The organism is Mobilicoccus sp., assembly GCF_032060985.1.
GTDB lineage: Bacteria > Actinomycetota > Actinomycetes > Actinomycetales > Dermatophilaceae > Mobilicoccus.
The window spans coordinates 206,789-219,532 of sequence record NZ_DAMBGD010000001.1; the positions used below are offsets into that span (position 1 = coordinate 206,789).

Sequence of the window (12,744 nt, forward strand, 5' to 3'; positions counted from 1 at the left end):
GGAGCGCCGCCGCCCCGCGCGCGGTCAGGTGACGTTCTCCCCGCCCGGCAACCCCATGCCGCCCACGCATCTCGCGGACCTCGACATGCCCGGTCGCCTCGAGGCCGTCACGGCGCTGGGGCTCCCCGGCTTCCGGGCCAAGCAGATCTCCCGGCACTACTTCGTCGGACACACGAGCGATCCTGCCGACATGACCGACCTCCCCGCCGCCGGGCGGGAGGAGCTCGTCGCCCAGCTGCTCCCCCCGCTGCTGGACCCCGTACGGCACCTGCGGGCCGACGCCGGTGCGACGGTGAAGTCGGTGTGGCGCCTCCACGACGGCGCGCTCGTCGAATCCGTCCTCATGCGCTACCCCCGGCGGGCGACCGTGTGCATCTCCAGTCAGGCCGGATGCGGCATGAACTGCCCGTTCTGCGCGACGGGGCAGGAGGGGTTCACCCGCAACCTGTCGACGGCCGAGATCGTCGGGCAGGTGGTCGAGGCGTCCCGGATGCTCGCCACCGGACAGGTCGAGGCCGGTGCTGCGGAGTACTCCGACACCGCCGACGCCCTCGGCGAGGAGGCCGGCGCGTTCGATGCGCCGGATGCCGACGAGACCTCCGCCGGGGCGGTGGGCCTCCACGATGGTCCGGTGCGCGTGAGCAACGTCGTCTTCATGGGCATGGGGGAGGCGCTCGTCAACTACAAGCGGGCGATCGCCGCGATCCGGCGGATGGTCGCCCCGGCGCCCGAAGGCCTCGGGATGTCGGCACGCGGCATCACGATGTCCACGGTCGGCCTCGTCCCGGGCATCGACCGGCTCGCCGCGGAGGGCATCCCCGTCACCCTGGCCCTCAGCCTCCACGCCCCGGACGACGAGTTGCGCGACGAACTCGTCCCCATCAACACGCGGTACTCCGTCGAGGAGGCCCTCGACGCAGCACGGCGCTACTTCGAGGCGACGGGCCGGCGGGTCTCGATCGAGTACGCGCTCATCCGGGACATGAACGACCAGGCCTGGCGCGCCGACCTGCTCGGTGAGAAGCTCGCCGCGCGCGGCCGCGGGTGGGTGCACGTCAACCCGATCCCGCTCAACCCGACTCCGGGCAGCATCTGGACCGCGTCCCGGCCCGGGGTGATGCAGCAGTTCGTCGAGCGGCTGCGGGCCCACGGGGTGCCGACGACCGTCCGCGACACGCGCGGCAGCGACATCGACGGCGCCTGCGGGCAGCTGGCCGCCTCGACGGCGTGACCCCGAGGGGGTCGGACGCGCGCAGGTCCCCGCTCGTGTGCGGGCGCGATCAGCGGCCGAGGTGGTGAGCGCTGACGATCTGCGCGGCCTCGGCGAGGCTGTCGACGAGGTGGAGCGCGCTCGCCATGCGCCGGTCGGCCGCCAGGGCCCGGAGGGCCGGCCACACGGGCATCGTGACGGTCCAGTGCTCGACACCGACGAGGACGAGTGGGGAGAGCTCGCTGTCGTCGTCGGCGTAGTACCGCGGCGTCACCGCCTGGAAGACCTCCTGCACCGTGCCGGCGGCGCCGCGCAGGACGACGATGCCGGCGGTGGACCGCGACAGCAGTCCGTCCTCGCGCACCGCGTTGGAGAAGAACTTGGCGACGTGGTCGCAGAAGACGTTCGGCGGCTCGTGCCCGTAGAACCACGTCGGGATCCCCACCGAGCACGTCTGGGGCGCGTCGGCCGGGCGTCGGGCGAGCAGATCGGCACGGACCTCGAGCCCGAGGGCCGCCCACGCCCCGATGTCCGGGACGAACGAGGGCACGGCCCCGAGGCGCCGCAGGGCGTCGGTGAGCGCGGGTTCGTCCGGGGCGAGAGCACCGAGGTTCGCCGCCTCCATCGCCCCGGGGCCGCCGCCGGTGGCGACGACGAGCCCGTGGCGGGCGAGTCGGTGGGCGAGGCCGGCGGCCTCGGCGTAGGCCGAGTCGTCGCGCCGCAACGCGTGCCCCCCCATGACCCCGACGACCGGATGGCCGCGCAGGACCCCGTCGAGCGCGTCCTCCATCGCGACGTCGTGGGTGGCGCGCAGGACGGCGACGTACGCGTCGTGCCGCAGGCTCGCCGAGCGGCTCCACGCGTAGGCGCGTGCGTCGGGCGTGGCCCCGTAACCGTGCTCGGTGAGCCCCGCGTACAGCTCGTCGGGGGTGTAGACGTGCCCGCGGTAGGGATCGACCGGCGCATGCGGCGCGGGCGGCAGGACGACGGCGCCGTGCCGGGTGAGGTATCGCGCGAGCGGCATCGGCAGACGTCCCCCGAGGACGACGAGGCCCTCGACGTCCCGCCCGGTGAGCAGCGCGGCGTCGTCGGTGAGGTCCAGGCCCTGGAGGCGGAGGCGTCCCAGCGGGACACCCTCGTCCAGGGCCCCGCGCAACGCCTCGATCGACTCGATGTCCATGATCGGCCATGATGCCCGCGCCGCGTCCACGCCGGGCGGCGGGACGTATCCACCTCGTCGATCGGGCGGCGTTCGGGGACGTGGGCGGCAGTTCAGGACGTCTGATTCGACATGCCCCCGACACGGACCGCGACGACGCGCCGAGGCGCGTGTCCAGGTCCGTGAATGCCCTGGTCAGAGCCGTGTCCGGGCGGTGACGTGAACGTCACCGACTTGTGATCCCGAGCGCACGATATTTCCTTTTCGCCGGGTCGAAGGCACGAGAGGATAAGGGTGTTCGCGGGGCCGGGGGTCGTCTCCGTGGGAACTGACGGGAGACACACATCATGCGCGCACGCACCATCCTCGCGATGGGACTCACCACGCTGCTTCTGGCCGGGTCCGCGGCAGCCGCCGGCCAGGCCGACGCGGTCGGTTCCGTCACGCGCGCCGCTCACACGAGTACCGCCACCACGTCCACGGCTGCCCACTACCGCGCCGTCCAGGGCGCTCACGCGCGCCGTCAGGCCGAGGAGGCCTCGACGCTCGCGGCCGTCACCAAGGCCGTCCACGCGAGCGAGTTCACCGCCGGCGTCCCCGCCTCGCAGTACTCCGTCGTGGGCCTGCGCACGAGCGGCGTGTGGGCCAGCGTCACGCTGCGGCCCGTCAAGGGCGCCGAGCTCGACCCCGCCACGGTGCTCCTCCGCCAGGCGAAGGGACGCTGGAGCGTCGTCGACCTGGGAACGGCCGAGGTCGGGTGCGAGGTCGCTCCTGCCGACGTCGTCGAGGCGCTGGGGCTCGACTGCGGCTGAGGGCACAAGACGTCCGGGATGACGAGCTGACGGCGGTGCATCCCGGTCGAGTCCACACGGCGACGTGATGGGCCCGACGGCCGGCATGGGAACAGGGGCCCGTGCCGGCCGTTCGCCGTCCGCGCCGAGAGGTCGCCGCGACCGTTCGGCGACAACGCATGTCGGGTCGCCGTATCGAGCGACGCGTAGCCGCCCCGCGACCTGCGCGGCCGGTGGAGGATGACCCCCATGAGCAACGGCGCCTACCGAGTACTCCACGACAGAAGCAGTGCGGACCCGGCGGCGTTCTGGGCCGAAGCCGCCCAGGGCGTGGATTGGATCCGCCCCCCGAAGACCGGGCTGGACGACTCCCGTCCGCCGTTCTACCGGTGGTTCTCCGACGGGACCCTCAACACCTGTTACAACGCCCTCGACCGCCACGTCGTCAACGGACGTGCCGACCAGGCCGCGTTGCACTACGAGAGCCCGGTGACGGGCACCTCGCGCACCTACACCTACAGCGAGCTCCTCGAACAGGTCGCCAAGTTCGCCGGGGTGCTCCGCGCGCTGGGCGTCGAGAAGGGCGACCGGGTCGTCATCTACATGCCGATGGTCCCCGAGGCCGTCATCGCGATGCTCGCGACGGCACGGCTCGGCGCGATCCACTCGGTCGTCTTCGGTGGGTTCGCCCCGGCCGAGCTCGCCGCCCGCATCGAGGACGCCGCGCCCAAGGTCGTCGTCGCCGCCTCGTGCGGCATCGAGCCCACCCGCGTCATCCCGTACAAGCCGTTCCTCGACCAGGCGATCGACCGGTCGAGCCACAAGCCCGACCGCTGCGTGATCCTCCAGCGCGAGCAGGTCACCGCCGAGATGACCGACCGCGACGTCGACTGGGCCGAGGTCATGGGCTCCGACGCCGTCGAACCCGCCGAGTGCGTCGAGGTCGCGGCCACCGACCCGTTGTACGTGCTCTACACCTCCGGGACCACCGGCAAGCCGAAGGGCATCCTGCGTGACAACGGCGGTCACGCGGTCGCGCTCACCTGGTCGATGCCGAACCTCTACGGCATCTCCCCGGGCGAGGTGTTCTGGGCGGCCAGCGACGTGGGGTGGGTCGTCGGCCACTCCTACATCGTGTACGCCCCCCTGCTCGCGGGTGCGACGACGATCGTGTACGAGGGCAAGCCCGTCGGCACCCCCGACGCCGGCGCGTTCTGGCGGGTCGTTGAGAAGTACCGCGTCGCGTCGCTGTTCACGGCGCCGACGGCGATCCGGGCCATCAAGAAGGAGGACCCGAACGCCGAGGAGCTGAAGAAGTACGACGTCTCCAGCCTGCGGAGGCTGTTCCTCGCGGGTGAGCGTCTCGACCCCGAGACGTACAAGTGGGCGAGCCAGATCCTCGGCGTCCCCGTCATCGACAACTGGTGGCAGACCGAGACGGGGTGGCCCATCGCGACCAACCCCGTCGGCATCGAGGAACTCCCGGTCAAGCCGGGCTCGCCCACGGTCCCCACGCCGGGTTACGACGTCCAGGTTCTCGACGACCAGGGCAACCAGGTGCCCGCCGGTACCGAGGGCTCGATCGCGATCAAGCTCCCGATGCCGCCCGGCACGCTGCCGACGCTGTGGAACGACGACGACCGCTACGTCTCGTCCTACCTGTCGGCCTACGAGGGGTACTACCTCACCGGCGACGGCGGCTACATCGACGAGGACGGATACGTCTACGTGATGGGCCGCACCGACGACGTGCTCAACGTCGCCGGTCACCGCCTCTCCACCGGGTCGATCGAGGCGGCGATCGCCGGTCACCCGGCCGTCGCCGAGTGCGCCGTCATCGGCGTGGCCGACCAGATGAAGGGCCAGATCCCGCGCGCGTTCGTCGTGCTCAAGTCCGGCGCCGGCATCGAGACCGAGGAGGACACCGAGAAGCTGCGCACCGAGCTCGTCAAGCGGGTCCGTGACGAGGTCGGCGCGGTCGCCGCCCTCAAGCTCGTCGACGTCGTCGTCGCCCTGCCGAAGACGCGTTCGGGCAAGATCCTCCGCAAGACCATGCGCCAGATCGCCGACGGCCAGGAGGCCCAGGTGCCGAGCACGATCGAGGACGCAAGCGTTCTCGACACCCTGCGCCCGGTGCTCCGCAAGGAGTGAGCACCCGCGCCACGAACGCGACGAACCCCCGCAGCCACCCGCGCTGCGGGGGTTCGTCGCGTTCGTGGCGCCCTCGACGGACGCAGGCGCGCGAGAAGGACCCGGTGGGCGGGCTCCCGGACGCGGGGGCCCGTGGGTCGGGGCTCGGATCGCCTCAGGCTCGGATCGCGTCGATGACCTTGATCCGGGTGGCGATGGCGGCGGGGAGGATGCCGGCGAGGGCACCCACGGCGATCGCGGCGAGCAGACCGATGAGCACCGCGGAGACCGGGAACGGTGGCAGGTCGACGAGGCCGATGTCGGCGAACCATCTCTGGACGAACGGCGCCCGGACGACGGCGACGGCGGCGGTGACCCCGATGAGCCCGGCGACGGTGGTCGCGACGACGGACTCCATGAGGACACCGACGAAGATGCGCGGCCCGGTGGCGCCGTAGGAACGGCGGATACCGATCTCCCGCAGGCGGTGCCGCACGGTGACGAGGGAGATGTTGACCAGCCCGAGCGCGCCGAGGAGGAGCACCACCCCGGCGACACCGGCGATCGCCCACGTGACGCGGTCGAAGCCGAGGTCCTCGGGGGACATCCCCATGGAGTAGACCTCGATGGGCCCCCCGGTACGGCCTCGAGCTGCCGGCGCAGCTGACGCATGGCACCGTCCTGGACCTCCGGCGGGACCCACGTGAGGTAACTGCGCTGCCGGACGGCCTCGTCTCCTCCGGGGATCTGGGCGAGGGCGCCGCTCGGCATGAACGCCGTGAGGGCCCCGTCGCGCGACTCCCCGGGGCGGGGCGGGAGGACGCCGACGATGACGAGCTCGACGCTGCGGCTCGCGGTCGGGCCCTGGGCGGCCGGGTCCGTGGGGGCGGAGCCGTAGGAGGTCACGGTCGCCGAGCCCAGCGGCGGGCGTCCGAGGCGCTCGTAGGTCTCGTCGTCGACGACGAGAGCCGGTGCCAGGCGCTCCTGGTCGCTGGGGGCGATCCATCGGCCGCTCGCGGTGCGGATGCGGTACATGTGCGCGTAGTCGGGATCGACGGCGTTGACCTGCACGGGCCACACGCCGTCGGGAGTCTGCACCCGCAACGAGAACTGTGCCGTGCGGGAGCGCTGCGTCATCCCCAGACGGTCGAGGGTCTCGAGCACCGCGTCGTCCCGCCTGGCCGCGGCACCGGTCGTCTCCACCGAACCCGTCGGCTGGAGTGCGAGCACGGTGGGGCGGCCCATGTCTCGCTCGATCGCCTGCTGCAGGGCGCTGCTCAGCATGCCGCCGGCCCCGAGCACCCCCGTCATCGCGAACACGGAGACGGCCACCCCGAACAGCGAGAGGAGCACGCGGGCCTTGTTGACCCGCAACTCGCCGTAGGCCTCGACGATCGCGGCGATGAACCCGGTCATGCGCGCGCACCGCCCTCGGGAGCCGCGACCGGGGCACGGTCGGGGACCGTCGCAGGGGTGGGGGCGTCGGCGACCTCGGCCCGACCCGCCCTGATCCCTCCGGTGCTCGCCAGGGCCGCGCCCGCGTCCTCGACGTCGACGTCGTGGAGGACGCCGCCGTCGAGAAGGAAGGTGCGCTGGGAGAGGGCCGCGACCTGCAGGTCGTGGGTGATGGTGACCAGCGCCGCGTCGGAGTCGCGGGCGATCTCGTCGAGCAACGCCATGACGGCCTCTCCAGTGGTGACGTCGAGGGCGCCGGTGGGTTCGTCGGCGAGGATGAGCCGGGGGCGGCGTACGAGTGCGCGCGCGACGGCGACCCGCTGCTGCTCCCCGCCGGAGAGGCGGGACGGCTTCTGCTCGGCCCGGTCGGCGAGGCCGACGCGCTCGAGCATCTCCATGGCCGCGCGGCGGCGGTTCCAGAACTGACGGGCGTCGCCGTAGAGCATCGGCATCATGACGTTCTCGAGCGCGGTGCGTCCCGGAAGCAGGTTGAACTGCTGGAAGACGAACCCCACCGAGCGACCGCGCAACCGGGCGCGGCGGGCGTCGCGCATCCGGGCGACGTCGTGACCGTCGAGGAGGAGCTCGCCATCGGTCTGCCGGTCGATGAGCCCGAGGAGGTTCATGAGGGTCGTCTTGCCCGAGCCCGACCGCCCGACGATCGCGACGTGGTCGCCGGGGTACACCTCGAGGTCGATGCCGCGGAGGATGTGCAGCGTCTCGCGGTTGGGCAGGGGCACCGACCGGGTGACGCCGCGCATCTCGAGCAACGGCGACTCGGGTGACTCCGCGGGAGACGGGTCGCCGAGGGGGAGGGTCATGGTGTCTCTCACCAGCCGGGTCCGACGGGGCCGCCCTGTCCGCCCTGTCCCGCGTCGGGATTGTCGACGCCGGGGACGAAGCGGAGGATCTCCTGGCCCTCCTTGAGGCCGGAGACGACCTGGACGACGTTCTCGCCACGCAACCCGAGCTTGACGGGGTGCCGTTCGGGTTGACCGCCGTCGCCGCGGAGGTAGACCGCGCCGTCGTCGCCGCTGCCCTCGACCGCGGTCGTCGGCACGACGAGGGTCTTGCTCGCCTTCCCGAGGTCGACCCCGACCTTCACCGCGAGCCCGGGGACGACCTTGGCGTCCTCGGGAACCGCGCACCGCAGGCTCGCCTGCGACTGGGCGCTCTCCATCGGCATGCCGGTGTTGGGGTCGATCTGGGGCGGGCCCGGCTGGGTGCCCTGCTCCGGCTCCGGGTCGTCCTCGTCGATGCGGGTCGAGGCGCACGCGAGGGGCGCCCGCCGTCCCGGGACCGTCGCGGTGGCCTCGACCCTGCGGTCGAGGAGCTGCAGCTGCTGCTCCGGGGTGAGGTCGGCGACGACGGAGTACGTGCCCGGCGAGAGGGAGGCGACGACGTCGCCGGCGGTGAGGGTCTGACCGACCACCGCCTTGAGGTCTCGCACCGTGCCCGAGCCGGGTGCCGAGAGGTTGTGATAGGTGAACTGGGGCGCCTGGGGCACGGGCGCGGCCGGTGGCGCCGTGGCGCCCGGCGCGGCGGTGGGCGGGGCGGGGGGTTCGACCTCGCGGGGCACCTTCACCTGCAGGATCCGGGAACCGCGTCCCACGTGCTCACCGTTCTTGACCCAGACGGCGACGACCTCTCCGGTCGTCCTCGCCGGGACCGCCCGACCGGCGTCGGGACGCACCGTGCCGGACAGCGACAGGGTGGAGGCGACGTCGCCCTTCTCGACGGTGACGAATGACTCCTCGACGAGGTCCGCCGCGGGGGCGGCGTCGTCACCGGCCTGTGCCGAAGGCCCGTCGGAGAAGAACGCCAACTTGGCGAGCGAGGCCGCGATCACCCCCAGCACCAGGATCCACAGCAGGGGGAAGACATACCGGCGCACGGTGTCCACGAGTCCTCGACTCCTCGTCTCGAATCGACGCGACCCCCGCGCCACCTCGAGTGTGGCGGCAGGGGCCGCGTCCGCACATCAGTCCTGGGTCGGAGTCCGGGTCATCCTGCGGTATCGCCCTGGGCGACAGGGGGTGTCGCCCCCGCATCGAGCGAGCCCGGGCGCAGCGGCAGGCCGTCGCGGAAGAACGCCGGGTTGAGCGTGCGCATGACGAGCATCGAGGCGACTCCGAGAAGGAGGATGACGACGCCGAGCACGAACACGAGCCCGAGCCCGAACAGCGAGGAGCCGGAGCCGTACTCGGGGTCCATGCTGTCGATCGAGGTCGTCACGAAGAACATGAGCAGCAGGACGCCGCCGAGCAGCGGACACACGAACCTCGTGAACGCGGTGTTCGCCGAGGAGAACGCCTCGCGGCGGAAGTACCAGACGCAGGCGAGCGCGGTGATGCCGTAGTAGAAGCACACCATCATGCCGAGTGCGGTGATCGTGTCCCACAACACGGCCTCGCTGATGACCCGCATCACCGCGTAGAACCCGAACGAGACCGCCGCCGAGACGAACGTCGCGTACCCGGGGGACTGGAATCGCGGGCTGATCGAGGCGAATCGGCGGGGGAGGGCGCCGTAGAAGCCCATCGCCAGCATGGTGCGCGCGGGGGAGACGAACGTCGACTGCAGCGAGGCCGTGGAGCTCGCGAGCACGGCGAGGCTCATCGCGATGGCGGCGGGCCCCATGATCGGGCCGGCAAGCGCGGCGAGGATGTTCTCCTGGATGCCCTCGTTGCCGAGGCCGAACTCGCCGGTGCCCGTGCCCGCGTAGGCGAGCGTCGCCGTCGCGACGAGGAGGTAGAGCGCGACGATGATGCCGATGGTCGCGGTCGCGGCGCGGCCGGGGGTGACCGAGGAACTCGTGGACTCCTCGCTCATCGTGAGCACGACGTCCCAGCCCCAGTAGATGAACACCGAGAGGGAGACGCCCGCGGCGAACGCCGACATCGACCCGACCCCGAACGGGTTGAACCACTCGAGAGAGGGCAGGTGTCCGTCGAACGCGGTGCCGTTCTGCACGTGGAGCCAGGCGCTCGCGGAGAACCAGACGAGGACGACGACCTGGAAGGCGACGAGGACGTACTGGAAGGACTTCGTCGCCTCGATGCCGCGGTAGGAGATGTAGCAGGCCGCCACCATGAAGACGAGACACGTGGCGATGTTGACCGGCACGTTCGCGGCGAGGTCGGCGAGGTCGGGGCGACGCAGGAGCTGCGCCACCGCGAGGTAGAAGAAGTCGACGGCGATCCCCGCGAGGTTGGAGAGCACGAGGACGGTCGCGGCCAGCAGGCCCCACCCGCCCATCCACCCGATCCACGGTCCGAACGCGCGGGTGGCCCACGTGAACGTCGTGCCGCTGTCGGGCATCGCGGCGTTGAGTTCGCGATACCCGACGGCGACGAGGAGCATCGGGATGAACCCGACGAGGAGGATCGCCGGCATGTGCTCCCCGACCGCCGAGGCCGTGGGACCGAGCGCGCCGCTGAGGGTGTAGGCGGGCGCGATGCACGAGATGCCGATGAAGACCGCGGCGACGAGACCCACGCTGCCGCTCGACAGCCCCTTGTCCGTGCTCGACGTGCTCGACGTGTCCGACACTCCCGACGTGCCCGAGGTACCCGCGGCGGCGGCTTCGCCCCGCCCGGGGCGCATGGCGCTCACGCCCGGTGTCCTTCGGAGCTGTCGTCCCGGCGGGGGACGATGACGACGGGCACGCTCAGTGCGCGCAGCATCCGCCCCGCGGTGGAGCCGAGGAAGAGGCGGTGCCGCTCGGCGAGGCGGCTCGACCCCAGGATGAGGACGGCGTTGTCGTGCCAGTCGGTCTCGGCGACGGCGGTGGGCACGTCGGGCCCGCCGGCGACGTGGACGTCGACGGCGCTCGGTGTCCCTGTCTCCGCGACCGTACGGTCGAGGAGGTCGCGGACCTGCGCCTCCGTCGACGCCGCGACCTCACCGGCTTCGGCCGTGTCGTGGCCGCCGGTGTCGACGAGGGTGACGAGGCGCAGGGGCAACCCGCTGCGCACCGAGGCCTGCACGGCCTCGGCGAGGACGTGCGGTGCGCCGGGCCGGGTGCCGACGGCGACGTCGATGTGCTCGATGGTCTCCGGCTCGTAGCCGCGGGGGGCGAGGGCGATCGGTCGGCTGCTGCTGTGCAGGAGCGTGTTGGCGTTGGCCCCGATCGAGTGGCGCCGGAGCAGACCGGCGCTGCTGCCGCCGAGGACGATGAGACCGGCGTCGAACTCCTCCGCGGCGGCCTCGATGCCCTGCGCCGCCGAGGCCGCGAACCGGATGTGGGTGCGGGCCACGACGTCACTCGGGACGAGCGTGAGCGCCTCGTCGAGCCACCTCTGCGCCTGCGCCGCGAGGATCTCCTCGGTGTGCCCGACGGGCGGGTACGGCGGCGCGAAGGCGTCGTCGCGACGGAGCACGACGACGATGTCGAGCTCGGCGTTGAAGGACCGCGCGAGCGCGACCCCGAGTCGCAGGGCGTCCCGCCCCCGGTCGTTGGCGGTGTACGCGACGAGGTACCTCACGGCCGTGCGCCCTCGAGGATCGCGTCGGCCGTGCGCTGCCCCATGCGGATCGCGCCGTCGACGTGCTGATAGCCCTCGGCCGCGAGGTCGGAGGAGGCGAACCGGATCGGGCCGACGGGGGCGCGCATGTCGGCGCCGTACCGGTGCAGGCCACCGAGGTCGAAACTCGTCGCGTAGGCGCCGCGGGTCCACTCCTCGGCCGCCCAGTCGGACTCGTAGTAGACCTCGGGGGTGAGGGCCTCCGGGCCGAGGTAGGCGGCGATCGCGGCGAGGATCTTCTCCCTGCGCTCCTCCGCGGTCATCGCGAACACCTCGTCGGCCCGCTCGTCGGGCACGAAGGCGACGAGTGTGCCCTTCGGGTCGTCGTGGTTGGTGTTGTCATAGACCTCCTGGACGAGCTGGCTGCAGCCGAAACCCGTTCCCGACAGGCCCTTCTCGCGCCAGAACGGGGTGGGGTAGACGGCGTGGACCTTGACGACGAGGCCGAACGACTGGTGCTGGTGCATCTGGTGCTGGCGCCGCGGCAGCGGCGGCTCGAAGGAGACCCGTGTGTAGAGGTTCGGCGGCACGGCGAGGATCACGTCGTGGGCGCGCACGGTGACCGGGCCGTCCGCGGAGTCGGCGACGACCTCGACCCGCGCACCGCTGCCCTGGTCCTCGGCGGTCTCACGCCACCGCACCGTGCGCACGGGATGGGAGAGGAGGACGTCGTCGCCCAGGCGTTCGGCGAGGCGTTCGCTCACCTGCTGCATCCCACCGACGACCCGCTTGTCGAGGATGAAGCCCTCGTCGACCAGGTTGGAGAACGACCCGGCCGAGGCGGCCATGAGGATCGCCTGCAGCGCCGAGAAGGAGTGCATCGGCTTGGTGAGCATGCCGCCGGCGATGAAGAACCCGACGTTGCGGCGGGCCTCCTCGTCGTCGCAGCGCTGCGCGAGCCAGTGCTCGAAGGAGACGGTGTCGAGCTCGCGGGCCCGCGGGTGCGCCCAGGGCTCCTCGGGGCCGATCTGCTCGACGAGCTCGTCGAGTTCGGCGATGAGGGCGTTCATGGCGGCGACGGTCTCGGGCCGGCACGGGAAGTCGTCCCCGTCGAACTGCGTGGCGGTGCCGTCGGGGGAGATGTAGACCGAGGCGCCCTCGCGATACCGCGAGAAGGTCTCGAGCCCGAGCTCCTCGAGCATCGCGAGGAGGGCGGTCTGGTCGGGGGAGACCCACTGGCCGCCGATCTCGAGCATCGCGCCGTCGATGTGGTCGGTCCACGTGCGTCCGCCGACGCGGTCACGTGCTTCGAGGACGACGACGCTGCGGCCGGCCTCACGCAGCCGTGTGGCCGCGGTGAGCCCGCAGGCTCCGGCGCCGACGACGACGACGTCGCGATCGAGGGTGGTCATGGGGTGCCTCCTGGAAGGGGGAAGAGAACAGGGAGAACGGGGAGGGAAGAGAAGGAAGGGGCCGGCGATGGTCGGCCCCCTGGTGGGGGCCGACCATGAGGGCCCGAGGGTGAGGGCCGGC

10 protein-coding genes and 1 pseudogene are annotated in these 12,744 nt (G+C 72.1%); 3 read left to right on the forward strand and 8 right to left on the reverse strand.

What is annotated here, in order from left to right; translation table 11 throughout:
- The first annotated feature begins 55 nt into the window (after positions 1 to 55).
- On the forward strand, positions 56 to 1,231 hold the full coding sequence (gene rlmN, locus RT054_RS00900) for a 23S rRNA (adenine(2503)-C(2))-methyltransferase RlmN (protein WP_312718469.1): 1,176 nt from the start codon (positions 56 to 58) through the stop codon (positions 1,229 to 1,231).
- Positions 1,232 to 1,280: 49 nt separating this feature from the next.
- Here the strand turns inward: rlmN and RT054_RS00905 are convergent, their stop codons facing one another.
- Positions 1,281 to 2,390, reverse strand: a complete 1,110-nt coding sequence (locus RT054_RS00905) for a Rossmann fold nucleotide-binding protein (RefSeq protein ID WP_312718365.1) — start codon at positions 2,388 to 2,390, stop codon at positions 1,281 to 1,283.
- Between the two features lie 326 nt (positions 2,391 to 2,716).
- On the opposite strand from RT054_RS00905, the gene RT054_RS00910 reads away from it, so the two are divergent.
- Both RT054_RS00910 and RT054_RS00915 read left to right on the forward strand, forming a co-directional pair.
- Positions 2,717 to 3,181, forward strand: a complete 465-nt coding sequence (locus RT054_RS00910; RefSeq protein WP_312718364.1) for a hypothetical protein — start codon at positions 2,717 to 2,719, stop codon at positions 3,179 to 3,181.
- Positions 3,182 to 3,409: 228 nt separating this feature from the next.
- The gene (locus RT054_RS00915; protein ID WP_313021643.1) at positions 3,410 to 5,311 is read left to right on the forward strand and encodes a propionyl-CoA synthetase; all 1,902 of its coding nucleotides are present in this window, start codon (positions 3,410 to 3,412) and stop codon (positions 5,309 to 5,311) included.
- A 154-nt stretch (positions 5,312 to 5,465) separates the two neighbouring features.
- On the opposite strand, the gene RT054_RS00920 is transcribed toward RT054_RS00915, so the two are convergent.
- The 7 genes and pseudogenes from RT054_RS00920 to RT054_RS00950 form a co-directional block, all read right to left on the reverse strand.
- Positions 5,466 to 5,903, reverse strand: a complete 438-nt coding sequence (locus RT054_RS00920) for an FtsX-like permease family protein (protein WP_313021644.1) — start codon at positions 5,901 to 5,903, stop codon at positions 5,466 to 5,468.
- Positions 5,904 to 6,103: 200 nt separating this feature from the next.
- Positions 6,104 to 6,706: pseudogene (locus RT054_RS00925) on the reverse strand (ABC transporter permease); the annotation flags it as partial.
- The gene (locus RT054_RS00930; RefSeq protein WP_313021646.1) at positions 6,703 to 7,566 is read right to left on the reverse strand and encodes an ABC transporter ATP-binding protein; all 864 of its coding nucleotides are present in this window, start codon (positions 7,564 to 7,566) and stop codon (positions 6,703 to 6,705) included. The pseudogene RT054_RS00925 and the gene RT054_RS00930, both read right to left, overlap by 4 nt.
- A gap of 8 nt (positions 7,567 to 7,574) precedes the next feature.
- Positions 7,575 to 8,648 carry an HlyD family efflux transporter periplasmic adaptor subunit gene (locus RT054_RS00935; RefSeq protein ID WP_313021647.1) on the reverse strand — a complete coding sequence of 358 codons (1,074 nt, stop codon included), beginning with the start codon at positions 8,646 to 8,648 and terminating at the stop codon, positions 7,575 to 7,577.
- Positions 8,649 to 8,749: 101 nt separating this feature from the next.
- Positions 8,750 to 10,351 carry an APC family permease gene (locus RT054_RS00940; RefSeq protein WP_313021822.1) on the reverse strand — a complete coding sequence of 534 codons (1,602 nt, stop codon included), beginning with the start codon at positions 10,349 to 10,351 and terminating at the stop codon, positions 8,750 to 8,752.
- Between the two features lie 5 nt (positions 10,352 to 10,356).
- The gene (locus RT054_RS00945; RefSeq protein WP_313021648.1) at positions 10,357 to 11,232 is read right to left on the reverse strand and encodes a universal stress protein; all 876 of its coding nucleotides are present in this window, start codon (positions 11,230 to 11,232) and stop codon (positions 10,357 to 10,359) included.
- Positions 11,229 to 12,623 (reverse strand): NAD(P)/FAD-dependent oxidoreductase, encoded by a 1,395-nt coding sequence (locus RT054_RS00950; RefSeq protein ID WP_313021649.1) that lies wholly within the window; start codon positions 12,621 to 12,623, stop codon positions 11,229 to 11,231. Before RT054_RS00950 ends, RT054_RS00945 begins: the two co-directional genes overlap by 4 nt.
- Positions 12,624 to 12,744 lie beyond the last annotated feature (121 nt).